Origin of the sequence: Paenibacillus sp. EPM92 (assembly GCF_016586185.1) — a bacterium.
In the GTDB taxonomy this organism is placed as follows: Bacteria; Bacillota; Bacilli; order Paenibacillales; family NBRC-103111; genus Paenibacillus_G; species Paenibacillus_G validus.
The window spans coordinates 1-26,633 of record NZ_BCPS01000069.1; the positions used below are offsets into that span (position 1 = coordinate 1).

Genomic DNA, 26,633 nt, shown 5'->3' on the forward strand with positions numbered 1-26,633 from the left:
CCCTCTACTAACCGTTTCATTTTTCGGGTTAAATCGGGTATTAGAGAGAAAGAAATTTTGAGGATGGATAAGGTGGAACTTTCTAGAAAAAATCGCAGAGGTATAGTAAAGTAATACTATAAAATCAATACTACAGGAGGATTGTTAATGGCGACAATATTAGCGGAAGTAGAACAATGGCTCTCACAACGACCACGTTGGATGCAACACGCGGCGCATCTTCTTATTCAAAATAACAATTTACTTACAGAAGAAAACTTCACAGAACTAACGTTAATGTGTAAGTCTGAAGTGCAACTGATAGATTCTGATATCAAACCTCAAAGTGTTGCAGCGGGTAGCCTTGCTGCAAAAGAAAGTTCATTACAACTAAGACTTGACGCAATAAATAGTATCACGGGCATAAGCGCCCTTAGTCCCAGAAACCCTTTAAATTTTCATAGTCCACTTACAATTATTTATGGTCAAAACGGTTCCGGCAAATCAAGCTATGTACGCCTACTAAAACACATATCTGGAGCCAAGAAGCCTGGAAAGCTAATGGGGAATGTTTATGTTAAAGAACAACAATCCCAGGACTGTTCCTTCGTCATTACAAAAGATGGTACTCGGCATGAGATTAGATGGACACCGGATCAGGGGCCGTTGAATGAACTACGCACAGTACAACTCTACGATACAGATTGTGCTAACGTGTATGTTAATGATGAAAACGAAGTTGCTTACGAGCCATGGATACTATTGTTCTTCAGCAAACTGACGGAAGCCTGTATAAAAGTTTGCCAAGCGCTCAAGCAAGAAATGGAGAATATAGCTTTGACAAAGCTTATTCCCCCTGAAGGAAGTTCCAACACAAAAGCCATTCTTTGGCATAAAAAAATTAAGGATACAACTTCAAACAAGGAAGTTGAGGATAATTGTTCATGGACAGAGGCAGATGAAGTCACACTTAGCACTAAAAGACAACAACTAGCCGAGACAGACCCCATTGAAAAAATGAAACAATTTAGGACTACTGCCCAAAGTATAAAGAAACTACAAAGCATTCTTTCAGACATCAGAGGCTCTCTGACCGATGAATCATGTACTAAGATACTAGAAGCCAAACTGGACTACACGGTTAAAAAGAAGGCTGCTGAAGAAGATGCCAAGACGGTTTTTCAAGGACTCCCTATTAACGGTGTAGGAGCTGAAAGTTGGAAATTGCTTTGGGAGCAAGCACGAACTTTCTCTGAGCAGCTTGCATACCCCGGAAAGTCATTTCCATATACAGAGAGTGACTCGAACTGTGTACTCTGCCAGCAGCCACTTACACCTGAAGCTCAAGGAAGACTAAGAAGTTTTGAGTCATATGTTAAAGATTCTCTTAACAAACAAGCAAAATCTGCAGAGTTACATTACAATACATTGTTAAAAGCAATTAAAGAAGTGCCGTCTGACTCGACACTAGCACTTCATTTCAATTCAATAGGCATTACATCAGATGAAGAAAAGCAAGCTATTATTGAATTTTGTGCAACTCTAAAAAAGAGAAGCGATAGCTTGACTACCGTGACTTCACTTGATCAACTTGAAATCTTGCCGCTAGAAGACTTGTTGAAGTCTTTTGAAGAAGCCGCATCTTCGAAAGAACAACAGGCTGCCGATTACGAGAAATTGGATCAAATGGAAAATAGAGATGACTTGAAAAGCAGTGTAGTTGAGCTTGAAGCACAAAAATGGCTGAATCAAAATAAGCCTGTCATTTCAGAAAACATAAAAATGCTAAGTAAAATCGCAAAGTATAAAACTGCCATTGCACTGACTAATACGCAGTCTTTATCGACTAAAAAATCGTCATTATCCAATGAACTAATAACTGCTGAATATATAAATAGATTTCAAAAGGAGTTGCAATATTTAGGGGGGGCTAGAATCAATGTTGAATTGACCAAAACCCGAGCAGAACGGGGGCATATTTACCACCAAGTTAAGCTTAGAAATTGCCCTCCGAATATCCGTACTTCTGAAGTACTGAGCGAAGGAGAATTCCGAGTAGTATCTCTTGCAGGATTTCTTGCTGATGTTGAAGGTGGGGCGGATAATACTCCTTTTATTTTCGATGATCCGATATCGTCATTAGATCAATTGTTTGAGGAAGCAACTGTGAAAAGAATTGCTAAATTAAGCTTAACCAGACAAGTAATTGTCTTTACTCATCGACTCTCATTTTTAACTCTGCTTGAAGATGCGGCTAAAGAAGCAGGAATCCAGAGTAGTGTTACTTGGCTAAGGGCTGAATCTTGGGGTATAGGTGAGCCTGGAGAGACCCCTGTTTTTGCTAAAAGTCCAGAGAAGGCGCTAAATCAACTTCTGAACGATAGACTTTCTCGCGCTCGTAAAATTCTGCTTGAAAACGGAAGAACAGAATACGATCTTTTAGCAAAGGGTATATGTAGTGATTTTAGAATACTTATTGAACGCTTTATTGAAAACGATTTACTTGGAGATGTTGTGCAACGCTTCAGAAGATCAGTAAACACTCTGAACAAAATACATAAATTAGCATACATATCAGTGGAAGACTGCAAGCTCTTTGAAGAATTTATGACTAAATACTCTGCCTATGAACATTCTCAGTCATATGAAACTCCTGTTATGTTACCTGAACCAGATGAATTGAAAAATGACATGGAACGTATAAAGGCATGGTTAGGAGATTTTAAGAAACGGACCACGGCATAATAGCGTCTGTTGAACTGTCCGTATCAAGGGTTCGAGCCTTACTGGATCGAGCCCCTAATGATATTTTATAGATAAGACCTAATAAATAGGGACTTAATTCCTTGTATTATCAATATTCTCATTTACCACATGTTCAGATAATCCCTTCAAACCAAGCAGAATTTCTTTAAGTATATCGATTGTAATTTCCAGCGATATCTTAATTGAATAAACATCACTCTCAACTTCATTACACAGATCTTCTAAAATCTCATTTGCTTCTCCTGTTGCTATCTCAGTGTAGTGCTCTAACATATCTTCAGTAGCAAGCGAATTATATTCCTCAAAACAATCCCAATACGTGTCTTCAAAGTCATATGAGACGTATTTTTCAAACGTACTATCTATGCCTACAAGCTCAATAATATTATCAGAATCTATTTGGTAACATAAATCTGATATTTTTTCTATTATGTCTTCCAGATCATCGTCATCAGTTTCAATATTGTCGATTAATCCGGTAATATCACTTAGTTCATGAAGGTCGTGAAGTAGTTCCAGTTGATCGTTGTTATTAAATCTTGTTTCTTGACCAATAAAAATCTCTTTTCCATTTCGGCTAATAAATAAGGTATCAATTAATCGTTCATAGTGATTATTGAGTCTAGAAAGGATGCTTATTGTGAACAATCGTAATTGGTTATAATCATCATCAAAATAAGGTACCGAGTTCTCCTTTAGAACATTGAAAAACATCACGTAAAGGTTGTTAATAAAATCTTTGTCTTTTACAATAATGCCCGTTTCGTAGTTTTTACTGCTTTCATTTGAGAAATTTGCAGATCCAATATATACAATATTTTCAGTTCCAATAATTTTTGCGTGATTATTGAAGTTAAAAAACGGAATCATGTTAGCCTTAAAGTCGTCTGGGCTTAATTTCTTTAAGTATGCATTAATATTAGTGCTAGCTGTTTTCTTAAGATAGTCACCTGTCTTAGAGGAACTGTACCATTCAAATCTGGATGGGATATTGGTTATCAATTGAATATCGACATCGCTCTCAAGAGACCCTAAGAGTTCAAATAACTTATCATCTTTTGTATCTTTAGATAGGTTAAATGTAACAATCCTTATAGTTTTTGCATTCTTAAAATCTTCTAAAACCTCTTCATAGCCTAATTCATCTTTTGTAGAGACAAAGGTACCTCCATTAAAGCTTAGTGCAGTTTTCAATCCTCTTCCTCCTCGTATAGAATATATACAAAATTTAACACAGATTGTTCTAACATACTATAAATCCTTCGAATACAGAAGTGATGCAAATTATTTGGAACTATAGAAAGGCCATCTTCATTGAAACTCTACAGGTGGCCCTTCATGCCGATTTGCTGCTGATCCCCATATTTTCAAATTCACCTCGTAAAAAACAGAATACCGGGGTCAAGCTCATCGCGCTGCTGCTCGCTGTCAGCGCCGTCTCCTTTACGCTCGTGCAGTATTCCCCGATCGATCCGGTTCAGGCTTATATCGGAGCGGATATGATGCGGGTGAGCCCGGAACAGCGCGAGGCGATTGCGGCGTATTGGGGGCTGGACAAGCCTCCGTTGGAACGCTACGCGAGCTGGCTGGCTTCATTGGCCAGCGGTGATTTCGGCAACTCCATGATCTATCGCCGTCCCGTCATTGAAGTCATCCAGGAGCGGTTTGCCGCCTCCTTCGCCCTGATGGGCGCGGCATGGCTGCTGTCAGGGCTGATCGGCTTCGCCGCAGGCGCGCTTGCGGCGATGAACCGAAGCACATGGATCGATAAGCTGGTCCGCTGGTATTGCTATACGCTTGCCTCGACACCCACATTTGGGGTCGGATTAGTGCTCCTGCTTGTTTTTGCCGTATGGCTCGGCTGGTTCCCGGTGGGACTGGGAGCGCCCGCCGGGGTGACGGCCGAGCATGTAACCCTGGCCGATCGCATCCGGCATATGATTCTCCCGGCAGCGACGTTAAGCGTTACGGGCATCGCCGCTCTGACGCTGCATACGAGAGAAAAACTGATGGACGTGACGGGCAGCGATTACTGGTTGTTCGCCAGAGCGCGAGGGGAGAGAGGCAAGGCTTCACCCTATTCTGGCGGCACGGTCTGCGCAATGTGGCGCTGCCCGCGGTCACCTTGCAGTTTGCCTCGTTCAGCGAGCTGTTCGGCGGCGCGGTACTGGCCGAGCAGGTGTTCTCGTACCCGGGATTGGGCCAGGCCGCAGTAGAGGCGGGGCTGCGCGGCGATGTGCCGCTGCTGCTCGGCATTGTGCTGTTCAGCGCCGTATTTGTTTATACCGGCAATGTGCTGGCCGACCTTGCCTATCGCCTGATCGATCCGAGAATGAAAGCAGGTGGCGGTGCATGAATCCTCTATCCGGCGTTATGCGGAAAAGCGAAAAACATCGGCTGAAGCTTCACTTTCGGCACCGGACTTGGCTGTCGGCCGCCGCAGCCTGCGTCCTGCTCGCGCTGGTTGCGGCGGCAGCGGCACTGATCGACCCTGCCGGACTATCCTCGAATCTGGAGCACCGCAACGCAGCGCCTTCGTTCCATCAACCGTTCGGAACGGATTGGCTCGGCAGGGACATGCTGACGCGCACGGTCAAGGGGCTCGCCCTCAGCATCAAGGTCGGCATAGCGGCCGGAGCGTCCAGCGTGATCATTGCCGGCTTGACGGGACTTGCCGCGGCCGTGATGGGCAGAACCGTCGACCGGATCATGACATGGCTGACCGATCTGTTCCTCAGCGTGCCTCATCTGGTCACCCTGTTATTAATCGCCTTTGTGCTCGGAGGCGGGGCCAAGGGCGTCATCGTCGGAGTCGCCCTTACGCACTGGCCGAGCTTGTCGAGAATCATCCGCGCAGAGGTCATGCAGGTGCGCTCCGCGGCTTATGTCACCGTCTCCCGCAACTTGGGCAAAACCCGTTGGTGGATCGCCACGCGGCACATGTTGCCGCATCTGCTTCCCCAACTGCTGGTCGGTCTGATCCTGATCGTGCCCCATGCGATATTGCATGAAGCGGCCGTTACCTTCGTCGGCATGGGCCTGTCGCCTCATGAACCGGCAATCGGCATCATTTTGTCCGAATCGATGCGGTATTTATCGTCGGGCTTGTGGTGGCTTGCGCTGTTCCCGGGCTTGTGCCTGCTGGTGCTGGTCCGGGCTTTCGCGATGCTTGGGGAAAGCCTTCAGCGTCTTGTCGACCCGAGGCGGGCGCACGAATAATGGGGAAGGGTCAACGAAGAGAAAGGAGGGATAGCCTTGCCTATGCTGGAAGTGAATGAACTTTCGGTACGTTTTACCCGTTATGAGCGCGGCTTGCGCCAGACCACGATTGAAACGATTCACAAGCTCGGGCTAACGATCGATGCGGGTGAAATTCTGGCTGTCGTAGGAGCCAGCGGTTCCGGGAAAAGCCTGCTTGCTCACGCGATCCTCGGTATTCTCCCGGGCAACGCGCAGGTGTCCGGAACGATCCGGTTTGACGGTGAAGAGCTGACGCCCGCCAGACAGGCACAGCTGAGAGGCAGGGATATTGCGCTTGTCCCTCAATCGGTGCAATATTTGGACCCGTTGATGCGGGTCGGCCGTCAGGTCAGACAGGCCGTTCGGACCGGAGATCCGATAGAACGGCAGCGAAGCGCCTTTGCCAGATACAGGCTGAAGCCCGAAGCGGCCGACTTGTTCCCGTTTCAGCTGTCCGGAGGCATGGCAAGGAGGGTCCTGGTCTCGACGGCAACCGTGAGCGGAGCCCGGCTCGTCATCGCCGATGAGCCGACCCCGGGTTTGGACGAGACGGCTCTCCGGGAGGCGCTCGGCCGATTCCGGGAGCTGGCCGACGGGGGCTGCGCAGTCATGCTCATTACGCACGATATCGAAGCGGCGTTATCCGTCTCCAACCGGATTGCCGTCCTGTACGCCGGCAGCGTCGTCGAAATCGCCTGCTGCGAGGAGTTTGCCGGCGATGGAGCGGATTTGCGCCACCCCTACACCCGGGCGTTATGGCGCGCTTTACCGCAGAACGATTTTGTCCCGATTCCCGGCGCGCAGCCGCTGCCGGACGCTTTGCCGCCGGGCTGCGCCTTCGCTCCGCGCTGTTCATGGGCCACGCCGGAATGCGGCGTAGCGCCTCCGGAGCCTCGGACGGTGCGGGGCGGGATGGTGAGGTGCTTGCATGGCGCTTGAAGGGCGAAACTTGAGCTTCCGGTACGGAGAGTCCTGGTTGCTTAAGAACGAAGAGCTGCGAATCGAAGCCGGTGAAATCGTCGGACTGGTCGGGCCGAGCGGCAGCGGGAAGTCCACGCTCGCCCGCTTGCTTGCCGGTCACGAACGGCTGCAAGAAGGCAGCGTTGTCGTCAACGGGTCTCCGCTTCCCGCCCGGGGCCGCAATCCGGTGCAGATGGTCGTTCAGCATCCGGAGCAGGCTGTCAATCCGCGTTGGAAGCTGCGGCGCACGCTTGTAAAATTTGGATCACGCCATATAAACCCGTGTCCGGGCACATATAGAGCAGGCAAGTGAAGGGGGTGTCCCCAAGGGTCTATTTATGACCTTTGGGGACACCCCCTTCGCGTTGCTCAAGGCATCCGGCAAAACCGTGTATATTTTTATAAATAATTATAGATTTCTCTCATTTATATGAAGAGCTCCAAAAGCTAAGATGTGTTTACAAGCGGTGATCTAGATGAAAATACGGGAGTGAGAAGGATGACAGAACTAACGCAAGCGTCAAAACGCAATCATTCAGGAAAACTTAACCGATGGATAGAACCTATTTGGGGTTATGTGTTCATTGCGCCTTGGTTGCTTGGTTTATTTGTTTTAACAATCGGACCGATGTCCCAATCTTTTTATTTGTCCCTGACTCAATATAATTTGTTAGAGCTGCCCTCTTGGGTAGGGTTTGAGAATTACAAGGAAATTTTTACGGACGATAAAGATTTTTGGACCGCGCTGCGGGTCACGATCACCTATGTGGTGCTGTCGGTGCCATTAAAGCTGTTCTTTGCTTTAATGGTGGCCATGCTTCTGTTTAAGCCTATTCGCGGCATGTCCGTTTACAGGGCTATCTTTTATTTGCCGTCACTGGTCGGAGGCAGCGTAGCGATTTCCGCCATTTGGCGAAACCTTTTTGGAATGGATGGATTTATAAACAAGTTTGCGAGCTTCCTTGGCATACAAGGCATCGACTGGATCAATACGCCTGAGACAGCGCTGTATACGCTGGTGATGCTCGCCGTGTGGCAGTTTGGATCTTCCATGGTTATTTTCCTGGCAGGCTTAAAGCAAATACCAAAGGATCTTTATGAATCGGCCTCGGTGGATGGCGCTTCCAAGTTTCGTTCCTTCTTTTCAATCACCTTACCGATGCTGACGCCGATCATCTTGTTTAACCTGGTTATGCAAATTATCGGGAGCTTCCAAATGTTCACGCAAGCCTTTATCGTCACGAAGGGCGGTCCTATTAACTCGACGCTAGTCTATGCCTTGTATCTGTATCAGAAAGCGTTTGCTTACTTTAATATGGGCTACGCCAGTGCTTTAGCTTGGATTTTGCTTACGATCATCGCTTTGTTCACGGCTCTTGTGTTTTGGTCTTCCAAAAAATGGGTTCATTATGAAACGTAAAACAAGCTCTTATTTTAATGGATGAGGTGGCGGCTCGATGAAACAAAACAGGCTCTATCAATATACATTTTTAACACTTTGCAGCGTGGTGATGATTTATCCTATCTTTTGGCTGGTTGGGAACGCTCTGAAATCAAATGAAGAAATACCTAAGTCCAATTTGATTCCTACCGAGTTTCAGTGGGAAAATTTCTATGATGGCTGGGTAGCGATTCCGGGCTTCAGCTTTGCGCATTTTTTCTACAATTCTTTTTTCATAGCGGTGCTTTCCGTTATCGGGACCTTGCTTTCCAGCGCATTTGTAGCGTACGGTTTCGCAAGATTGAATTTCCCCTTAAAGCGGTTTTGGTTCGGTATCTTGATGTTAACCTTAATGCTTCCTACCCAGGTTACGTTGGTTCCGCAGTATATCTTGTTTAAATATTTCGATTGGGTGGGAACTACCCTGCCGCTGATTGTTCCTCATTTCTTGGCCGTTAGCCCGTTTTTTGTATTTCTGCTCATCCAATTTATTCGTGGAATTCCTAAAGATTTGGACGAGTCCGCGAAAATAGACGGCTGTACGACGCCTGGAATTGCGTTTAAGATCGTACTGCCTCTGTGTACGCCCGCTTTTATTACAACGGCGATTTTCAGCTTCATCTGGACCTGGGACGATTTTCTCGGGCAGATGATTTACTTGACTGATACCGCCAAATACACGGTTCCGCTGGCCCTGCGTCTATTCCTGGATAATTCATCGGCGGTAACATGGGGACCTATGTATGCGATGTCGCTGCTATCGGTTATACCGTGCTTTGTCATATTTATCGTGGCCCAAAAATATTTCGTGGAGGGAATTACCACAACGGGGATCAAGGGATAATGTTTGCAAAACGCTTTACTTGACCTTATGCTAAAGCTAAATTACACAGCGACAGGTGATAGGGGCATGAGGAATCCATTTAAAACGTTTTCTTTTCAAACAACGCTTTTTACTTCATTTATTCTGATTTCCGCTATATTGATTTCCCTTCTCGGAATAACGAGTTATTATATCACGAATCAGGAAGTCGTCGAGCAAACCATTTCTTCAAGAAAGCTCTTGCTGAACGAGATTAATAAGCAGCTGGACATTCAATTACAGTCGGTTGAGAACGATTCTTTGGTGCTAGCCAGTAACCCGAAGCTGATCCAATATTTACAGCATAACGAAGACAGCTTCGAGCGAATTGGGCAAACCTCGGATATTATGGATTTACTTAGCCGTCTCAGCTATGTCAAGGAAGGCATACATTCCGTCCAGCTGTATGCCAAAGACACTTCGTTGAATCATCATATCGCGGCAAACGGCGTGTATGATTATGGAATTTTAGAGAGCAGCTCATGGTTTAACGAGATTAAGGATGCCGATTATTGCTGGGTGGGGACTCATCCCATCGAGGTGGAAAGCTATCCCGTCGATGAACGAATGGTAGTTAGCTTTGCAAGAAAGGTGCTCTCCTCTTCAGGCAAAGAGGTTGGAATCCTCGTCATCAATTTGAAGATGTCGTCTATGCAGAAGATCGCCTCCAGCAGCGCGACGGAGGTCAGCCGGTTTATTTTCGATACCCGCAACAGGCTGATTGCGCAGTTTAATGACGATCCGGCCGATCAGGTATCCTACGAGCATATAAAAAGCAGAATTGCTGCAATTATAGAAGAATCGGCAGATGATCATTATGCGGTAGCCAGCTTCGCGGAGAAAAACTTGATCATCTGGAATAAGCAGGCTCGTACTTCATGGATAACTATGGATATTATACCGTGGGACAATATTACGAAGGGGAGCCGCCGTATTGAAAACGTCATCCTGGTGGCGGCCATCTTTTGTATCCTGCTTGCCATTGTCATGGCCTTTTTGTTATCCCGGCAATTCGTCCTTCCGATCCGCAATTTGATTCGTGCCATGAGATTAATGAAAACAGGCAGGCTGGATGTGCAAATTACAAACGATTACCAGAATGAATTCGGCGATATGAATGAAAATTTCAATCAAATGATAGAACGTATCGATCAATTGATTATTCAAGTGAACGAGCAGAATAGACGGAAGCGTGAAGCGGAGATCCAAATCCTGCAGGAGCAGATCAATCCTCATTTTTTATACAACACGTTGGATATGATCAACTGGCAGGCTATTGAATCAGGCTCCCGTGAAATCAGCCATATGCTGGCTCTGCTCGGCAAGATGCTGCGGATCGGTCTTTCCAGCGGCGCGAGCTTCATCACGGTCCGCAGGGAAATGGAGCATCTTCATTGCTATGTGGAATTGCAAAAAATAAGGTACAAACAAAAAATTCAGTTCGTGATCTCCGTGCCGGAATCGATGGAGAAATATTATATCCCCAAACTGATTATTCAGCCTTTTGTAGAAAATTCGCTCATTCACGGCCTTCATGCTTACGAGGAGGGAACGATCACGATTTCCGGACGGGAAGATGAGCAAAGCTTGTATTTGACCGTGGAGGATAACGGCAAAGGAATGGACGTTGAGCATGTCGCAACCGGCAGGGAACACAATGGATACCGCAACGTACATGAACGGATCCAACTTTATTTTGGAGAGCAGTACGGCGTACAAATGGACAGCCAAATCAACCAAGGGACCAGGGTCGTCTTGTCTCTGCCTAAGCTATTATCGGAGCCGGCGAATCCTGCAAAAGGGGAATGAAAATGATCAAGGCCGTAATTATCGATGATGATATGACTACGATTCATGGACTTACCCGCTCTGTCCGGTGGAACGATTATGGGATTGAGGTGGCGGGAACCGCCAAAAACGGGAGAGAGGGATTGGAACAAGTCCGCGCCCACCGTCCCGAAATTATTTTAACCGACATTTATATGCCTGTCATGGACGGCATAGAGATGCTAAAGGCTTTGCGTGAAGAAGGAAACAGGGCGGAAGTTATTATATTAAGCGGTTACGAGGATTTCAAATATGCTCAATCGGCAGTTAAGCTGCAAGTAAACGATTATTTGTCAAAACCGGCTACGCTGGACGAAATTGAACGTGTTTTGCAGGAAGTGGCGGATAAAATCAGAAAGAAGATGCATTCCGAACGAGAGGAAAAGGAATTAAGGGAGCTTCTGGAGCGTAATTTGTCGACGACAAAAAAACAAATGCTGAAGGGCTTGCTTGAGCCCGGATTTTGCCAGACTGCCTTTTTCGATAAAGTGTCCGATTATTTAAAGATGGATTTATCTCGACAATATTTTACGGTGCTGTTGATTGAATTTTTCATTAACCGGGAGCGGAATTCGTACAGACCCCGTGATTTGTCGTTGTTTGCCTACGCCGTCAAGAATATTGTGGACGAGCTGTCGCAGTATAAAAAAGGGGTTTATGTGGCAGATATCCAGCGGAATTTGATCACGGTGATCGTGTCGACGCCAGCACAGGTCAAAAGGGAGAACGTAAAGCGGCAGGTCACACAGATGGCGGCTGAATTTCTGGAGAACATTCAAAAATATTTAAAGCTGCAGGTCTGGGCTTCTGTCGGTTTAGCGGCGGATCATGTAAGCGGCATTCCTAAATCTTACGCGAGTGCTATTGATTTGCTGGCCCAACGGGAAAAAATGTCCGATAAGCAGTTAATCACGGAAGAAGATATAAAAGATATTTCCAAAACGACTGTACGCCGTCCGATGGAAAGCTATCAAGCTATTGTAGACGCTGTCATGATGGGGCAAGAGGATCTTGTGGAGGAACGAATCGCCGAATTGACCAAGAACCTTCATAAGGGCGCCATCCCGAGCATTAGCGTCCTCAGGGAATTTTCCATTGACATTGTCGCCGTCCTGGCTCTCGCCTTACATGACCATGGACTGCAGGTCGAGGATATTCATGCAGGCTTCAACATGTACAAGGAGTTGGAGCTGCTGTACAGCGTTGATGATTTTGCCGCTTGGTTGCGTGACCTTCTTCTTCCGGTGTGCGAGGTTATGAATCGGCGGGGCTCCCAGAAGCACCGTAAAACGATCGAGTTTATCATGCGGTACGTGCAGGAGCATTATTCGGAAGATATTACGCTGGACGTATTGGCGGAGAAGGTGTATTTGACTCGTAATTATTTGAGTCAAATTTTCAAGCAGGCGACCGGGGAGAACTACAACAGCTACTTGACGAGGGTTCGTATGGAAAAAGCGAAGGAACTCATGCTTAGCGGGAATTATAAAGTCTTTGAGATTTCGCAGATGGTCGGATATAAAAACAACGCGTATTTTAGCCAGCTCTTCAAGAAGCATACGGGACTTAATCCCTCCGAAATTAATCAGTAGGCTGCCCCACGGCTCTTACCGCGAAGCTTTGTATTTTTTTAATACATTTTGTAGATTTCTCTTATTTTATAAAACAACAGAAATTTTATAATGAGATTGTAAACCAGTAAACCTTAAGGGGTGTATCTACAATGGCAAGGTATGATCGATTAGGCCGCAGGTTGTCTACTTCATTTCTAACATTGACTTTATGTAGCGGTCTTCTGGCAGGATGTATGCCTACACAACAGAAAAGTGCCGCTCCAGCCAAAGAGGATTCCAAGGATCCGCAAGCGCAGCAAAACGTTGAACTGCGCTTTGCCTGGTGGGGAAGTCAAGGCAGACATGACAGAACGCTGAAAGTGATCGACAAGTTCCAACAGCTGCATCCGAATATCAAGATTAAGCCGGAATATACAAGCTTCGACGGGTATTGGGAAAAGCTCTCTACCCAGGTAGCAGGTAACAATGCGCCTGATTTGATGCAAATGAGCATTCTGTATATCAAGGAATATTCGGACCGCGGTGTACTGGCAGACCTTACACCCTACGCGAATAAGGAAATTCAAATGCAAGATCTAAACGAGGACGTTATCAAAAATCAAGGAACCATTAACGGTAAGTTAACCGGTTTACCGGTTTCTGATAACGCTTCCGTCTTAATTTACAACAAAGAAATGTATCAACAAGCGGGCGTCGAGCCGCCGAAACTGGACATGACCTGGAAAGAGTTCTTCGATAAAGCGCGTGAGGTCAAGTCCAAGCTGGGCGACAAGGTCTATGGGGCCTTCGATATGTCGACGTCCTTAGAGGCTTACATGTACTATCTGTTCTCCGTCGGAGATACGTTGTACAAGAATAATCGACTCGGCTATGATGATCAAAATTTCAAAAACTGGCTGAAGATGTGGGATGATGCCCGGAAAGAAGGCATCGTGCCGCCGGCCACGATGACCGCTTCGTTCCTGCCGATCGGAAACGCCGATCCGAATAAGGACGCCTTAATGAAGGGCGTCGTGCCCATTATGGGACCCCAGTTTACGGCTACGTTCCCGGCTTATGAGAACGTGATGAAAGACAAGATCGATATGGTCTCCTATCCGAAGGACAAAAAAACCGGCAGCGTGCTGTTGCCTGCCATGTTTCTTTCCGCATCTGCCAAATCGAAGCATCCGAAAGAAGCGGCCATGTTTCTGGACTTCTTCTTAAACTCGAAGGAAGCCGCAGATATTCTGGAAATGGATAGAGGCTTGCCGGAAAATAAAAAAATGCTGGAGTACTTGACCCCCAAATTCACAGAGCGTGACAAAAAAATGGCGAATATGCTGCAGCATGTGACCAGCATTCAGCCGTCCATGTACGATGGAGGACCTAAAGGCGCGGGCGAAGTGACTAAGCTTTTTGAGCAGACGGTGCAAAAGCAGCAATTCGGCAAATCGTCTATTGATGAAGCGGCAGCCGATTTCCGCAGGGAAGCCGATAAAATTTTCGAGAAGAACAATTAATTTCATAGCAGGAATATAGAAGGCCGCTCAACAGCGGACTTCTATATTTCCAGCGATATTTTTGGTGTAAAGGGGATTAATGCGAACATGAATTCACGCCGGTTTGCCATTATAGGCTGTCAGCATGCGCATATTGGAATATTTATCAGCGAAATGCTGGAATTAGGTTACACTTGCGCAGGAATATTTGAGGATGATAATGATGAGCTGGCCCAAGGCTTTGCTGACCAATTCGGCATCCCTCTTGCGGAAGATAAAGAAAGCTTGCTGGGGGACGACATTGCTGTCATTGGCTGTGCTTCGATCAATGCACATAAAATAGATGTCATCGAGCTATGCGAAAGCCGCGGGAAGCATGTGATGCTGGACAAACCGGCAGTCACAAGCAGGGAAGGACTGGAGCGATTGAAGGCTGTGCTTGACAGGGGGCGCATTCAAATCGGCATGCTGCTCACCGAACGGTTTCATCCTGCCATCTATACGTTGAAGCAGCAGCTCGAGCAAGGTGCTTTAGGCGATATCGTCACGATCGGCATGCGAAAGCCTCACCGCTTGGATGCATCGAAACGGCCTGCCTGGTTTTTCTCCAAGCAGCTTTCAGGCGGAATTCTGATTGATCTGCTTGTTCATGATTTCGATCTTCTCCGCTGGTTTACGGGAAAAGAAATTGAAAAGTTCGATGGCTGCGTGGGCAAAACGATTTTGCCTGAGCACCCGACCTTTTATAATACGGCAAGCGTTCAAGTTGTCATGGAGGATTGTATCGTGGCCCAGCTTTATGCCGATTGGCATACCCCGGGCAAGAGCTGGACGTGGGGTGACGGACGGATTTTCGTAACAGGAACGGAAGGATTCGCCGAGCTAAGGCTGCAAGGGGATCCATTTGTTCGAGAAGAGAGCACCATGATTCAACTGACGAATGGAGAGCCTGCTGTCTTGGTCCCTCTCCTTTCGCCACCATGCACGATTACGGAAGATTTCATCCGGCGTATACAAGGCTTGGATTCCCTCCTGACCCACAACGATATTCTTAAGACAACGGAAGCGACCATCAAGGCCGATGGGCTTGCAACCATTTTAGATGTGCACGAGAGGAAGATTCAGCGATGAAGAAGGAAAGAACAACGACGAAGTTTGCGATCGTGGGATGCGGTGTTATTGCCGAGATTCATGCCAATGCGATTCAAGAAGTTGAGGAGGCCGAGCTGATTGCGGTTTGTGAAACGGAAGCAGAGAAAGGACAAAAGTTCGCGGATAAACACGGTGGCAAGCTTTATACGCAGCTTGAAGATATGCTGCGCAACGATGATATCGATGTGGTTTGCATATGCACGCCAAGCGGGTATCATGCGGAGCAAACCATACTTGCGGCACGGGCCGGTAAGCATGTACTGGTGGAAAAACCGATGGCGATTCACTTGGAAGACGCACACCGGATGATTCGGGAATGCAAGGAGCAAGGTGTGCTGCTGGCCACTATTTTCCCAAGAAGAATGTCGCCTGCCGCCCAATTTGTAAAGAAATGGATCGCGGACGGTAAGCTTGGGAAATTAAGCTTGTGCGACGCTTATGTGAAAATTTTCCGCAGTCAGCAGTATTATGACAGCGCCGGCTGGAGGGGGACTTGGGAGATCGATGGCGGCGGATCGATGATGAATCAGGGGATTCATACGGTTGATCTGCTGCAATGGCTCGTCGGTCCTGTGAAGTCGATTTACGGTCGCGCCCATACGATGCTTAGAAACATCGAGGTAGAGGATACGGCCGTGTCGCTGCTAAGCTTTCAGAACGGGGCTATGGGAGTGATGGAGATCACGACGACGGTATACCCTGATTTGGGTCAGCGATTGGAAATACACGGCGAGAAAGGTTCCATCATTTATAAAGAAGATGAAATTGAATTGTTACAGGTCGATGGAGAAGATATTCAAATCCCAACGTTCGAGCCTTTCCGTGTTATTCCGGACGGACACCGCATCCAAATTCGTGACATGGCCCTCGCCGTACAAGAAAAACGCGCCCCGATCGTGCCAGGCGAAGAAGGAATTCATGCATTGGACATTATTCTCGGCACCTACGAATCTTCTAAACGACAACGTGAAGTCGTTCTGGACCATTCGGATCGATCCTGACAAAGGGCGGGTGATCATCAATGAGGTCCCGTGGGATAAGATTTGATACAAATGAAGCGGTTGAAGTAGAAATCAGCAACGGTTTGATCGTCTCGGTCCGCTCCATTGCTGAAGAGGAAGGGCTTCCTTGGATTTCGCCGGGCTGGATTGACTTGCAGGTCAACGGCTATAACGGATTTGACTTCAACGGTGAAATCACAACGGTTCAGGATGTGGCCGGTGTCACGGAATCGCTGTATGAAAAGGGCGTTACCCGTTACTTGCCGACGGTCATAACGGGAAGCTTCGAGAGAATCAAGCAAGCCATGACGGCCATCTCTGAGGCTTGTGAGCAATATCCGAATGTCAACAAGTCGGTAATTGGCATCCATTTGGAGGGGCCCTATGTCTCCGGCGAAGATGGTCCACGCGGGGCTCACGACAAGACGTTCGTGAGGGATCCCGATTGGCATGAGTTTGCCCAGTGGCAAGAGGCGTCGGGCAATCGGATCCGCCTGGTTACCGTGGCACCGGAAAGAGAAGGGGCTATCCCTTTTATTGAAAAACTGAAGGCAGCCGGTATTGCGGTAAGCATAGGCCACACCTGCGCTAGTCTGGAGCAGCTTGAACAAGCGGTAGCCGCAGGAGCTGCCTTGTCGACGCATCTGGGAAACGGTGCACATCCTGTATTACCGAGGCATCCCCATTACATATGGAATCAATTGGCGGAAGACCGGCTGTGCGCTACTTTTATTGCAGATGGCCATCATCTGAGTAAGGCTGTGTTAAAGGCGATGCTTCGAGCGAAGCGCGATCAATTCATTCTGGTGAGCGATTGTGTGAAATTCGGAGGCATGAAGCCAGGCCGGTATTCAAGCGTAATCGGAGCGGAAGTTGAGCTTCATGCCGACGGCAAGCTCACGCCCGTAGACCAACCGCTGATATTGGCAGGTTCTGCCCAAGCTCTGGATGTGGGCATTGCAGGCGCCATACAGCTTGCCGGAATTACGCTGAATGAGGCGATTCAAGCGGTCACGCTTCGTCCGGCACGTGTCCTCGGCTTTCCAGGCGGAGATTGGCTGCGGCCGGGTAGTGCTGCCAACTTCACGCTCTTTACAGGACCTGATGAACGGGGTTCCCTGGAAATTAGAGAGACCATCGTAGGCGGGGAAACCCAATACTTGAAGCCTTAATGGCATAAGGAGGAGGAGCCGTATGACAATCAGCATCAAGCCTGAGCGAAGTTTGACGGCAGACCATTTAAAGGTCGGGGTGTATGCCAACCGACGCGAGCTGGGTAGGGCAGCGGGAAGCGAGGCGGCGGAAGCAGTCCGTAACCGGCTGAAGGAGAAGGAGCAAGTTCGTATTGTATTTGCAGCCGCGCCTTCCCAGAATGAGTTCTTGGAGCAGTTAGCTCTGGAGGATGGCATCGACTGGAATCGAATAACCGCATTTCATATGGATGAATACATCGGCTTACCGCAAGGCTCGCCGCAACGGTTTTCGGAATTTCTCAAGAGGAGCATCTTCAACAAAGTACAGCCCGGAGTGGTTCATCTGATCGATGGCAGCGACGGAGTGGAGGCGGAGTGCCGCAGGTATGCGGAATTGCTGCAGGAAGCGCCGATCGACTTCGTATTTCTCGGGATCGGCGAGAACGGGCACCTTGCATTCAATGATCCGCCTGTAGCTGATTTCGCTGATCCTTATGCCGTTAAAGCGATCCCGCTGGAGACCGCATGCAGACAACAGCAAGTCAACGACGGGTGCTTTCCGGATCTGAATGCGGTGCCTACACACGCCCTAACCTTAACGATCCCTGTACTTATGTCCGCTTACCGACTATTCTGCATGGTGCCGGGTCCGACCAAACGCGAAGCCGTTAGGAATACGTTAAAGCTTTCCATTACGACAGCATGTCCGGCGACGGTCCTTCGCACCCACCTGAATTGCACCTTGTATGTGGATAACGATTCGTTTGATATGACTTCATATGGATAGCCCGCCAGCTTCATTCTTAATCACGAGCCACAGACGACTTTGATCTCTGTGGCTTTATTGTTGTCGTGATCAAAGGGAGGCACTTGAGAAAAACAGTACGACGCATCCTCGTTTTCCAAAGTCCTGCAATGGCTTCAATGAATTACTGTTTTTGAGTCCCGTTTTCCGCCGGTTTCTTAGGTATTTCCGGCTGCGTCTCGCTGCCGGAACCTTCGGGCTTACCCGCGTCGGGCTCCGGCGGATGGGGCTTGCCAAGGTCGGGCTTTGTTTCCTCTGGTTGAGCGGGCTCGTTCTTAGCCCGATCCGGCTCAGCGCTTTCCGCTCGAACAAGCACATAATGGTCCTGCTCGTAGCGGTAATAGCCGCGCAGCAAGGCTCCCGCGTCCGACGCGCCGGTTTCCGCCGACAGCGGACGGGCAACCGTCAGCTCGCCGTCCTGACCGGACATTATCGCGTCCGCTTCCACGTCAAGAACCGGATGCAGCCCGGTATTGCCGATTTGCACGAGCACATACCGCGCTTTGCGCTGCGCAGAAACGCCTTCGATCAGCAGCAGCTTGTCGCCGCCCGGACTTGCCGGCTCCGAGTAGCGCACCGACTTGGGCTTCACGCCGGGGCTCAGTTCGGTTTCAAGCAGCCCGGGGCTGCCGTCCGCTTGCAGCTGCGCAAAGAAAAGCCGCGTGCCTGTCTCGCTCAAAGCTGCCGCCTGCGCGGATCCGTCCCGTCCTTTGAGCCTCGTCACCGCTGCCAGCTTGCCCGGGGCGCCGGCTGCTTGCAGCAGCTGCTGAGGGTCGTTCGCCAGCTTCCGCTGCTCAACCGCCAGCAGCTCCTTCGACGTGTCGCGGTAATCGCCGATCGTCCGATACAGGGCGATGGCTTCGTCGTACTTGCCGCTGTCGGCAAGCGCAGCCGCTTTTACCAGCCGATTGCGGATAACCGAGTCGACATACGCGTCGATTTTGCTGCCCGGCCCGGCCCAGGCCTCATACGATTTGAGCTGCTGCGCAGCGTCCAGAAATTTCCCCAAATCCTGCTTCTCGACGATGCTGAGCGAACCGAGTGCGAGCTTCTCCAGCTTCGGCGCGATCCATGCCGCCTCCCAGCCCAGCCGTTCATAAGAGATCCTCAATTCTTCGCCGAGCTTCCATACTTCCTTGTAAGGCTTCGTTCTGGCGAGCGCATCCAGCCTCGCCGTATCGCGACTCTGGAGCAGCGCGTTCACCGCTTTGCGCTTGGCGGCGTCGCCGCCGTAATACGCCGCGGGAATCAGGATCAGCTCGGAAGCCGCGCTGCCGGTGTCGTCCGCGGGCTTGCTGCCCGCAAGCCGTTTCTCCGCCGCTTTGCGGGCAGCGGAGAAGGCGTCCGCGAGCGCCGTTTCGAGGTGCGCTTCGCTTGCGGCCTGTGCGAACCGCTCGGCGTCGGCTGCCCCCCGCGCGGCGTGCTGCTGCTTGGCTTCCTGGTAGTCGGCGTGCGCCTTTGCCAATCCGGCCACGCTGCCGGAAGCAGCCGCTTCGGCAATCGAAGCGGAGAGCGAGGCCACGGTTCGCATCGTGTGAACAACCGGCTGCAGCTCGGCGAGGGAGGCGGATATTTCCTCCTTGCGGTAGTCGAAGCCGGGAACCGAGCTCGCTTTCAGGTACTGCGCCTCCGCTTCCATCAGCCGCCCTGCGGCTTTATGTGCTTCGGCCTGCTTGTACGCGCGAACCGTCTGCAGCGCCGCATACGTTTTCCAGCCCGCCAGGGCGAGCATGATCGCGAGCATCACGGCAGCTGCCGTTCTGACGCGGTTCGCACGTTGATAGGTAAACCCCTTCACAAACTTTCCCGCCTTTACGATTTGGAATGAGTATCTTCACCGGACAGTACCGGTACGGCTTGCGGCTTAGACGCGTCGCCGCCGAAGCGGCGGTTCACCGTTTGCCGCACGCGTTCGAACAGCTCGGGATCCTCGTCCGCGCGTTCTGCCGCAAGCTGTTGAAGCCGGCGCAGCCGGTCCTCCGGCAGCGCGTCGGCATAATCCAGCACAAGGCTGCGGTAGAGGGGCAGATGCGACCGGATGCGCAGCGCCGCTGCGGCTGCTGCCGTCAGCACTTCCGAACCGTGCGGAAGTCGTTCGATCTGTTCGCGGTGCTTCACGACATATTGGATCGTCGGCCGGTCAATGAGCTGTGGCTTGACCCGGCCGACCTCCAGCAGATAGGCCACAAAATCGCCGTCGAACCGGTCCGGAATGAGCGAGGTCAGCTCAAGCTCCATATCGCTGCGCAGAATGAAGCGGTTGAGGCACATGAGCTTGAGCAGCCGGATCGGGTTGTCTTTGATGAAAAATCCGATTTCGCGGAATTTCTCGTACGCCGATTTGTAGTCTTCGGCCTTCAGGTCGGCTTCCGCCTTGTCGATATCCTGCAGCAGGCCTCGACGAATTTTTTCATGTTCTTGCAGGAGTAGACGGCTCAATATACGTCTAAGGAGATAAGGCTCATAGGTTTGGCGGATTCTGGCGTAAACCGCGATCAGCACCGCGCCGGTCCCTAAGGCAGCCGCCATCTCGGCAAAGCTGCGCGCCACAAGAAAGCCCGCCGCCGCGAAGATGCCGAGAACGAGCATGTCCGTATAGGCGCGCTGCCGGCTCACCGCCTCCGCGGGCTTCGGAAGCGGCAGCCACGTCTGCACCGCGCCGCAATCCGGGCAGCTCTCGGCGTCCAGGCAGGTGTAGGCGCCGCAGCGCTTGCATTGGCGCAGACGTTGAAACAAATAGGCCGTTCGCATCGTCTTAGTCAATTGGATGGGTTTTTTTGGACTCATGTGACACCTCCTTGAAGCGTCCGGCCAAAGCTTCGTCGATTTGTGCGAGCGAAATGTCGTGTTTTTTATAATAGACGAACGTCAGCAATCGGACCCCTGCATACAATGCGGCGACAAGCAAAACGATCAAGGTTAGCATGGCACTCTCCCCAGGACAGCGAGAATCTTAAGAAAATGATAAGAATTCGCTGAGTAGCATTTTTATTTAGGACCAGATATTATATTAAATTACTAGCGACTGTAATGAACATTGTACAACCCTATCCGACAAAATACTACAAGAGCGACAGCCTTCGGGCGCAGGCGCTTGTTTGGAGGAATGACCCGCTGTGAGAAAAAGAAACCTATGGCCGCGCACGCTGCTGCCGCTGCTGCTGGCCGTGCTCCCGCTGCAGACGGCTGCGGCACAGACGGCCGGGCCGGCCGGCGATGCGAGAATGGACGCCGTGCTTGCGGTGGATGTCAGCACATCCATGAACGAAAGCGACGTGAATAAGGTAAGCTTCGAAGCCGTCAAGCTTTTTGTCGACATGGCTTCGGTACAGGGCGACAAAATCGGCGTCGTCGCCTATACGGACCGCATTATGCGCGAGAAAGCGATGCTCCTGATGAAGGACGCGTCGGACAAGCAGAGCGTGAAGACTTTCATCGACCAGCTCGACCGCGGGCCTTACACCGATCTGGCCGTCGGTGTGAATGAGGCGTTGAAGGTGCTGGAGAACGGAGCCGATCCCGCTCATACCCCGTTGGTCGTCCTTCTGACGGACGGCAACAACTCGCTGCCTGCCGGCAGGACGCAGGAGCAGTCGGACAAGGAACTGGCCGGAGCGGTCGAGCGGGCCAAGACCGAAGGCATTCCGATCTATACGATCGGACTGAATGCCGACGGTCAGCTGAACCAATCGGCGCTCGAACGGATTGCGGGTGAAACGGACGCCAAATCGTTCGTGACCAGCTCGGCCGACGATCTGCCGGCCATCCTGAGCGAAATCTATGCCCGCCATTTGAAGCTGAAGGTGCTGCCGATTCAAGAGCTGAACGGGAGCGGGGCCTTCCAGGAGGTGGCGCTCGACATTCCGAACGCCAGCGTCAAGGAGGCGAACATCTCGATCATGTCCGGTTCCCCGGTGGAGCTGAAGCTCTCCGATCCGAAGGGCACGGAGGTGCCTATACCTTCGGACAAGATTCTCTTTTCGTCGTCAAGGGCTTATTCGCTTCTCAAAATTTTGCAGCCCGCACAAGGGACCTGGAAGCTGCAGGTGAAGGGCGCGCCGAAGGATAAGATCAAGATCAACCTCATTTACAACTACGATCTGAAGCTGCAAATGGAGCCTTTGCCTACTCAGACGTGGAAGGTGGGGGATGATGTTGCAGTTCAAGCGTATTTGGAATCGGGCGGCCGGAAAGCCGGAGATGCGGATCTGTACAAAAGCTTGAAAGCGACGCTGATCGTCAAGGATCTGCAAACCGGCAGGACGGAGGAAAAGCCGCTCGTCTCCAGCGCGCAGGGAATTGCCGGCAGCTACAAGCTGCCCGAAGCGCACGAATACGAGCTGAAGGTAAGGGCGGAGGATGCGGGCTACATCAGAGAGACCGACCCGGTCAAGCTGTCGGCGGCGGGTGCCGCCGGCAGGGCGCCGTCACCGCAATCGGGGCCGGAAGCGGCGGAGCCGGGTCTCGGGGCCGGGGCGTGGGCGGCGATCGCCGCCGGCGTTTTGGCCGCTGCGGCTGCGGGGCTGTACGGCTTGGCGCTGTGGCGCAAAGCGAACAAAGGCTTCGTCGGGCAGATGGTGATCGAGGTGCGCGACGAAGATACGGGAGAGCGGACAACCCCGCAGTACCGCAAGCTGGACGCCTTCAAAGGCAAGGTCACGCTTCACCAGCTGCTCCAGCTCGCTCCCGAATTTGCCGAGACGAAGGATTTGACGTTCCGCCCCGGGCCGAACGACAGCCTGCTGCTGTATAACGGGTCGGCCTGCGTCATCGAGAAGGGCGGACGGGTACTGGACGCGGCAGGCGGCAAAGAGCTGCGGGCGGGAGACCGCATCCGCATTATGCTCAGCGGGGTCCACCGCTCGGTGACGCTCGAATACATCAAATAGCAGCTTCATGAAAGAGACAAGCAAGCTTGAGCATTCTAACCGTTCATCGTTATCCCATAGGAGGGTCAAACATGAAAGCAGTCGTAAGAGAACATATTCAGCAGCTCGACGTGTCGCTCGGCGGTGGCATCGTCAGCGAGAAAATACGGGTCGACACGATCGACAACCCGATGCTGGTCATCGGTCTCGGAGGAACCGGCATCGATGCGCTGCTCCGCTTAAAGTATCAGGTCAACCGCCGGTTTAAGCTGCCCGAGGACCCGTACACCAAGAAAAAGCGCGAAAAGCCTGACAATATCGAGTTTCTCGCCTTTGAGACGAACGAACACGACCGGGGCAAAAGGTACAAAGGCATCGGCCTCGACCCGATGACCGAGTTTGTGCTGCTTGCCAACGCCGAAATCGGCAGCGTGCTGCAAAACCGCAGCATCCTCGAGCCGTACATCAAGGAATGGCTGTCGCCGGAGCTGACGATTACCGACGGCATTAACGGCGCATCCGGCGTCCGCCAGGCGGGGCGTCTGCTGCTGTTTACCAAGATCGTGCAGGTCGTGCAGACGATCGAGCGCAAAATCAAATCGCTGATGGTCGGCACGAACAAGAAGCTGATGGTGTTCGTGCTGACCGGCTTGTCCGGAGGCACCGGCAGCGGCTGCTTCCTCGACATCTCGTACATCGTCCGCGGCATTCTCGAGCGTGATTACGGTGCGGCCGGGGTGGACAAGGTGAGCATTCTCGGCTACCTGTTTACGCCGGACGTCAATTTGGCGAACAAAAGCCTGACCGAGCATTCGCGCGAATATATCAAGAAGAACGGCTATGCCGCCCTCAAGGAGCTCGACTACTGGATGAACGTCGACGAGCGTGGGGAGCGGTTCCGGCAGCAGTATGCGAACATTCTGAACGTCCAATCGCCGATGCCGCCCTTCAACCTCGCCCACTTGATTTCGGCGACGAATCTCGAGGGCAAGCTGCTGGAGAACGCCTACGATTACTGCATGAACGTAACGGCCGAGAATATCACGAATTTTATGGCCAGCGAGCAGAAGCAATCCGGCGAGGAGTTCGCCATTCACGACTACATCAGCAACATCCGCACGAATATTAACCAGATGCCGAAGGCGTATGCGGCCAACTATCAATACAACATCCTGGGCGCTTCGTCGGCGGTGCTGCCGATTGAAGAGATGACGACTTATTTGGCTTATAAAGTGTTCCAGCGCATGGAGAACATGTTCAATGCCGGTCCGTCCCAGGAGGACGTCGAGAAGCTTGCCCATAAGCTCGGGCTCGATCCCGATTCGATCCACCGCGAATTCGACAAACGCGTGCCGGAGCCGCTGCCCGGCTACAAGAACAGCGAGCGGCTCAGTTACGCGAACGTCGTGAAGCAGCAGGTCGTGCACGTCGACACGGAGCTGGAGCAAAGCTATTTATCCCGCGCGCGCGAGGAATATATCAAATGCCGGAAGCAGCTGCCGGGCGAGATCAAGGAGCGGTTCACCGAGCAGATTACGCGGGTGTTCCTGCATCCGGAGCAGGGGCCGTTCTATGCGTCGCGCATGATCTTGCAGGACAAGGGCTTCTGCCTGCTGAAGCTGATCTCCTCCTACATCGAAGCCTTGAAGGAAAATTTGGCGCGGCTTCCGCGCGATCTCGAAGCGGCTCAGGAAAGCGCGCTGCAAAAGCTCGGCGAAGCCAAGAGCGCGTTCATCTCCAAGGACCGCAAGAAGGATGCTTACATCGAGGCCAAAATTCAGGAGTACCTGCTGCACGCGGATCGTGAGCGGATGGAGCAGATGATCGAGTTTTACGAGGATTTGTACACGCTGATCAACCAGGACAACTCCCGGATCTATCAGGTGTTCACCGAGCTGCTGAACGAGCTGAACCGGATTTTCAAGAAAAACGGCCAGATCTTGATGAACGGCGACGAGCAGGTCGACCACAAGGGGAATAAAACGTACTACTGGAACGTCGTCAGCGTGCCGGATATGGCGAAGATGATCGGCCGGTTGACGGAGGACCGCAACTCGCAGGAGCTGATCCGTGATTTTACGCAGGAGCTGCTGGCGAAGGCCAACCATTGGGTGAAGGAGCAGGAGGTCGATATCGTCGGCTCGATTTCGGACTTCCTCACCGAGCAGTTCGGCGAACTCATCACGAAGTCGATGGAAGAATATTTGATCATCCAATACGGCCATGAGGATTCGATCGAGAAGCTGGTGGAGCAGCGCATCGCCGGAAGGCTGTACGAAGAGGCGAAGCCCGTGTTTCATCTGACCAATTCGTCGGGACACTTCAATTTTCCGTCGTGGGGTTTCGTTTCGGTTCCGGTGAAGGCGCCGAACATCTTCAAGGGCATCCGCAATTTTCAAGACAACGCGATCGCCAATTCGCGGTTCACGATCAAGGAGAGCGAGGTGAAGAACCGCATCTTCTGGCTGAACACGCAGAACGGCGTGCCGTTGTTCCTGTATACGCCGCTTAAGGTATACGAGGAAAGCTACGAGCGCTCGATTCTGGAGCCCGAAGGGATCGGCCGGCATCTCGTGCAGACCGACAAAGTAAACTGGACGTACTTGCCGTCGCCGATTCCCGAGCGTTCCTGGGGCGACACCTATGTGAACGGACGGGTGCGCAGTTACAACGCGGAGGTCCGCGCGCTGTTCGACCGGGCGCTTGCGCTCGGCTGCATCCGTGAGAAAGCGGCCGATTCCGGAGCGATCCACCGCTATGAGTGCGTGCTGTCGGGACCGCTTGACCTGGAAATCAAGGTCGCGTCCTACGCGATGCAGCTGCAGGAAGCGCGTCCGAACTTGAGCGAGGTCAAGCGCTGCGCGACGGAGCTGCGGACGCTGCTTGAGCAGGGGCTGGAGCCGGTGAGCGTGAAGGATATTTTCGGCAGCGTCAGCGAAGAGATGGCGAAAGAAAACCTGATCCGTTCGCCGGAGCTGCTGCGGCTGGTCAAGGAAGAAATCCGCAAATACGAACAGATTCGCGAACGCGTCGAGGAGCTCGATAAGGTGATCGCCGCCCATCAGGACGAGGAGCGGCTGATGAAGCAGTTCATCGAGGCGATGTATACGGGAACGATTGTCCGCAGAGGCGCGCTCTATGTGTACGATCACGGGCCCGACGAAGACCCGTGGGAGCCGTTCGCCAACGTCATGCAGGCCGGACGGTTCCTGGATTTCGAAATATACGCCAAGCTGCGCGGACTCCAGCCGAAGCAGATGGCCCAGCTGCAGCGCAAATCGTCCGAACGGAGCAGGCAAATGACCGCATCCGAAGACATCTCTGACCTGCTCGGCAAGCTGCAGGAAATGGCCGGCGTTTATCAAGACGCCAAGGCGGCGCTCGATTACGACCGCGGCGATTATGTGAACGGGGAAGAGCTGTACCGGTTCTACAAAGAGATGGCCGGCAAAGTGAACGAGATGGTGCGCAGCCTGAAATAGGG

Annotated in this window: 19 protein-coding genes and 1 pseudogene; 16 read left to right on the plus strand and 4 right to left on the minus strand. The window is 51.3% G+C overall.

Annotated features, from left to right (window positions below):
- Positions 1 to 147 precede the first annotated feature (147 nt).
- The gene (locus JMF85_RS16055; protein ID WP_201318510.1) at positions 148 to 2,724 is read left to right on the plus strand and encodes an AAA family ATPase; all 2,577 of its coding nucleotides are present in this window, start codon (positions 148 to 150) and stop codon (positions 2,722 to 2,724) included.
- A 93-nt stretch (positions 2,725 to 2,817) separates the two neighbouring features.
- Here the strand turns inward: JMF85_RS16055 and JMF85_RS16060 are convergent, their stop codons facing one another.
- Positions 2,818 to 3,939, minus strand: a complete 1,122-nt coding sequence (locus JMF85_RS16060) for a phospholipase D-like domain-containing protein (protein ID WP_201318511.1) — start codon at positions 3,937 to 3,939, stop codon at positions 2,818 to 2,820.
- A gap of 167 nt (positions 3,940 to 4,106) precedes the next feature.
- On the opposite strand from JMF85_RS16060, the pseudogene JMF85_RS16065 reads away from it, so the two are divergent.
- The 13 genes and pseudogenes from JMF85_RS16065 (at position 4,107) to JMF85_RS16125 (ending at position 18,263) form a co-directional block, all read left to right on the plus strand.
- Positions 4,107 to 5,101 (plus strand): annotated as a pseudogene (locus JMF85_RS16065) (ABC transporter permease).
- Positions 5,098 to 5,964: an ABC transporter permease gene (locus tag JMF85_RS16070; RefSeq protein ID WP_236595872.1), complete on the plus strand. Its 867-nt coding sequence runs from the start codon at positions 5,098 to 5,100 to the stop codon at positions 5,962 to 5,964. The pseudogene JMF85_RS16065 and the gene JMF85_RS16070 overlap by 4 nt, the downstream one beginning before the upstream one ends.
- Positions 5,965 to 6,006: 42 nt before the next feature.
- Positions 6,007 to 6,924 carry an ABC transporter ATP-binding protein gene (locus JMF85_RS16075; RefSeq protein WP_201318528.1) on the plus strand — a complete coding sequence of 306 codons (918 nt, stop codon included), beginning with the start codon at positions 6,007 to 6,009 and terminating at the stop codon, positions 6,922 to 6,924.
- A gap of 37 nt (positions 6,925 to 6,961) precedes the next feature.
- Entirely contained in the window at positions 6,962 to 7,258 is a 297-nt protein-coding gene (locus tag JMF85_RS16080) for an ATP-binding cassette domain-containing protein (protein ID WP_201318512.1), read from the plus strand.
- A gap of 186 nt (positions 7,259 to 7,444) precedes the next feature.
- Positions 7,445 to 8,365 (plus strand): carbohydrate ABC transporter permease, encoded by a 921-nt coding sequence (locus tag JMF85_RS16085; protein ID WP_127604335.1) that lies wholly within the window; start codon positions 7,445 to 7,447, stop codon positions 8,363 to 8,365.
- 37 nt (positions 8,366 to 8,402) lie between these two features.
- The gene (locus tag JMF85_RS16090; protein WP_127604333.1) at positions 8,403 to 9,230 is read left to right on the plus strand and encodes a carbohydrate ABC transporter permease; all 828 of its coding nucleotides are present in this window, start codon (positions 8,403 to 8,405) and stop codon (positions 9,228 to 9,230) included.
- Positions 9,231 to 9,296: 66 nt separating this feature from the next.
- Positions 9,297 to 11,057, plus strand: a complete 1,761-nt coding sequence (locus JMF85_RS16095) for a sensor histidine kinase (protein WP_201318513.1) — start codon at positions 9,297 to 9,299, stop codon at positions 11,055 to 11,057.
- Between the two features lie 2 nt (positions 11,058 to 11,059).
- Complete coding sequence (locus tag JMF85_RS16100; RefSeq protein WP_201318514.1) at positions 11,060 to 12,667, plus strand: response regulator; 1,608 nt, start codon at positions 11,060 to 11,062, stop codon at positions 12,665 to 12,667.
- A 215-nt stretch (positions 12,668 to 12,882) separates the two neighbouring features.
- Complete coding sequence (locus JMF85_RS16105) at positions 12,883 to 14,151, plus strand: ABC transporter substrate-binding protein (RefSeq protein ID WP_164751691.1); 1,269 nt, start codon at positions 12,883 to 12,885, stop codon at positions 14,149 to 14,151.
- 87 nt (positions 14,152 to 14,238) lie between these two features.
- Positions 14,239 to 15,261, plus strand: a complete 1,023-nt coding sequence (locus tag JMF85_RS16110; RefSeq protein ID WP_127604326.1) for a Gfo/Idh/MocA family protein — start codon at positions 14,239 to 14,241, stop codon at positions 15,259 to 15,261.
- Positions 15,258 to 16,283 (plus strand): Gfo/Idh/MocA family protein, encoded by a 1,026-nt coding sequence (locus tag JMF85_RS16115; RefSeq protein WP_127604324.1) that lies wholly within the window; start codon positions 15,258 to 15,260, stop codon positions 16,281 to 16,283. The genes JMF85_RS16110 and JMF85_RS16115 overlap by 4 nt, the downstream gene beginning before the upstream one ends.
- 20 nt (positions 16,284 to 16,303) lie before the next feature.
- Positions 16,304 to 17,455 (plus strand): N-acetylglucosamine-6-phosphate deacetylase, encoded by a 1,152-nt coding sequence (locus tag JMF85_RS16120; RefSeq protein WP_127604322.1) that lies wholly within the window; start codon positions 16,304 to 16,306, stop codon positions 17,453 to 17,455.
- A gap of 22 nt (positions 17,456 to 17,477) precedes the next feature.
- Positions 17,478 to 18,263, plus strand: a complete 786-nt coding sequence (locus JMF85_RS16125) for a glucosamine-6-phosphate deaminase (protein WP_127604320.1) — start codon at positions 17,478 to 17,480, stop codon at positions 18,261 to 18,263.
- A 142-nt stretch (positions 18,264 to 18,405) separates the two neighbouring features.
- On the opposite strand, the gene JMF85_RS16130 is transcribed toward JMF85_RS16125, so the two are convergent.
- Genes JMF85_RS16130 through JMF85_RS16140 form a run of 3 tightly spaced genes read right to left on the minus strand, consistent with a single transcriptional unit; the run spans position 18,406 to position 21,207 of the window.
- Complete coding sequence (locus JMF85_RS16130) at positions 18,406 to 20,079, minus strand: hypothetical protein (RefSeq protein WP_127604318.1); 1,674 nt, start codon at positions 20,077 to 20,079, stop codon at positions 18,406 to 18,408.
- Positions 20,080 to 20,093: 14 nt separating this feature from the next.
- Entirely contained in the window at positions 20,094 to 21,068 is a 975-nt protein-coding gene (locus JMF85_RS16135; protein WP_201318515.1) for a hypothetical protein, read from the minus strand.
- Entirely contained in the window at positions 21,037 to 21,207 is a 171-nt protein-coding gene (locus tag JMF85_RS16140; RefSeq protein ID WP_164751690.1) for a hypothetical protein, read from the minus strand. Before JMF85_RS16140 ends, JMF85_RS16135 begins: the two co-directional genes overlap by 32 nt.
- Positions 21,208 to 21,397: 190 nt before the next feature.
- On the opposite strand from JMF85_RS16140, the gene JMF85_RS16145 reads away from it, so the two are divergent.
- Complete coding sequence (locus tag JMF85_RS16145; RefSeq protein ID WP_308645025.1) at positions 21,398 to 23,170, plus strand: vWA domain-containing protein; 1,773 nt, start codon at positions 21,398 to 21,400, stop codon at positions 23,168 to 23,170.
- Between the two features lie 71 nt (positions 23,171 to 23,241).
- Entirely contained in the window at positions 23,242 to 26,631 is a 3,390-nt protein-coding gene (locus JMF85_RS16150) for a tubulin-like doman-containing protein (protein WP_201318516.1), read from the plus strand.
- Positions 26,632 to 26,633 lie beyond the last annotated feature (2 nt).

Excerpts from the sequence above, each read along its gene's own strand:
- JMF85_RS16055 (WP_201318510.1), top strand. The coding sequence starts at position 148 with ATGGCGACAATATTAGCGGAAGTAGAACAATGGCTCTCACAACGACCA.
- JMF85_RS16070 (WP_236595872.1), top strand. The coding sequence starts at position 5,098 with ATGAATCCTCTATCCGGCGTTATGCGGAAAAGCGAAAAACATCGGCTG.
- JMF85_RS16075 (WP_201318528.1), top strand. The coding sequence starts at position 6,007 with ATGCTGGAAGTGAATGAACTTTCGGTACGTTTTACCCGTTATGAGCGC.
- JMF85_RS16085 (WP_127604335.1), top strand. The coding sequence starts at position 7,445 with ATGACAGAACTAACGCAAGCGTCAAAACGCAATCATTCAGGAAAACTT.
- JMF85_RS16090 (WP_127604333.1), top strand. The coding sequence starts at position 8,403 with ATGAAACAAAACAGGCTCTATCAATATACATTTTTAACACTTTGCAGC.
- JMF85_RS16095 (WP_201318513.1), top strand. The coding sequence starts at position 9,297 with ATGAGGAATCCATTTAAAACGTTTTCTTTTCAAACAACGCTTTTTACT.
- JMF85_RS16100 (WP_201318514.1), top strand. The coding sequence starts at position 11,060 with ATGATCAAGGCCGTAATTATCGATGATGATATGACTACGATTCATGGA.
- JMF85_RS16105 (WP_164751691.1), top strand. The coding sequence starts at position 12,883 with ATGCCTACACAACAGAAAAGTGCCGCTCCAGCCAAAGAGGATTCCAAG.
- JMF85_RS16110 (WP_127604326.1), top strand. The coding sequence starts at position 14,239 with ATGAATTCACGCCGGTTTGCCATTATAGGCTGTCAGCATGCGCATATT.
- JMF85_RS16115 (WP_127604324.1), top strand. The coding sequence starts at position 15,258 with ATGAAGAAGGAAAGAACAACGACGAAGTTTGCGATCGTGGGATGCGGT.
- JMF85_RS16120 (WP_127604322.1), top strand. The coding sequence starts at position 16,304 with ATGAGGTCCCGTGGGATAAGATTTGATACAAATGAAGCGGTTGAAGTA.
- JMF85_RS16125 (WP_127604320.1), top strand. The coding sequence starts at position 17,478 with ATGACAATCAGCATCAAGCCTGAGCGAAGTTTGACGGCAGACCATTTA.
- JMF85_RS16135 (WP_201318515.1), bottom strand. The coding sequence starts at position 21,068 with ATGAGTCCAAAAAAACCCATCCAATTGACTAAGACGATGCGAACGGCC.
- JMF85_RS16140 (WP_164751690.1), bottom strand. The coding sequence starts at position 21,207 with ATGCTAACCTTGATCGTTTTGCTTGTCGCCGCATTGTATGCAGGGGTC.
- JMF85_RS16150 (WP_201318516.1), top strand. The coding sequence starts at position 23,242 with ATGAAAGCAGTCGTAAGAGAACATATTCAGCAGCTCGACGTGTCGCTC.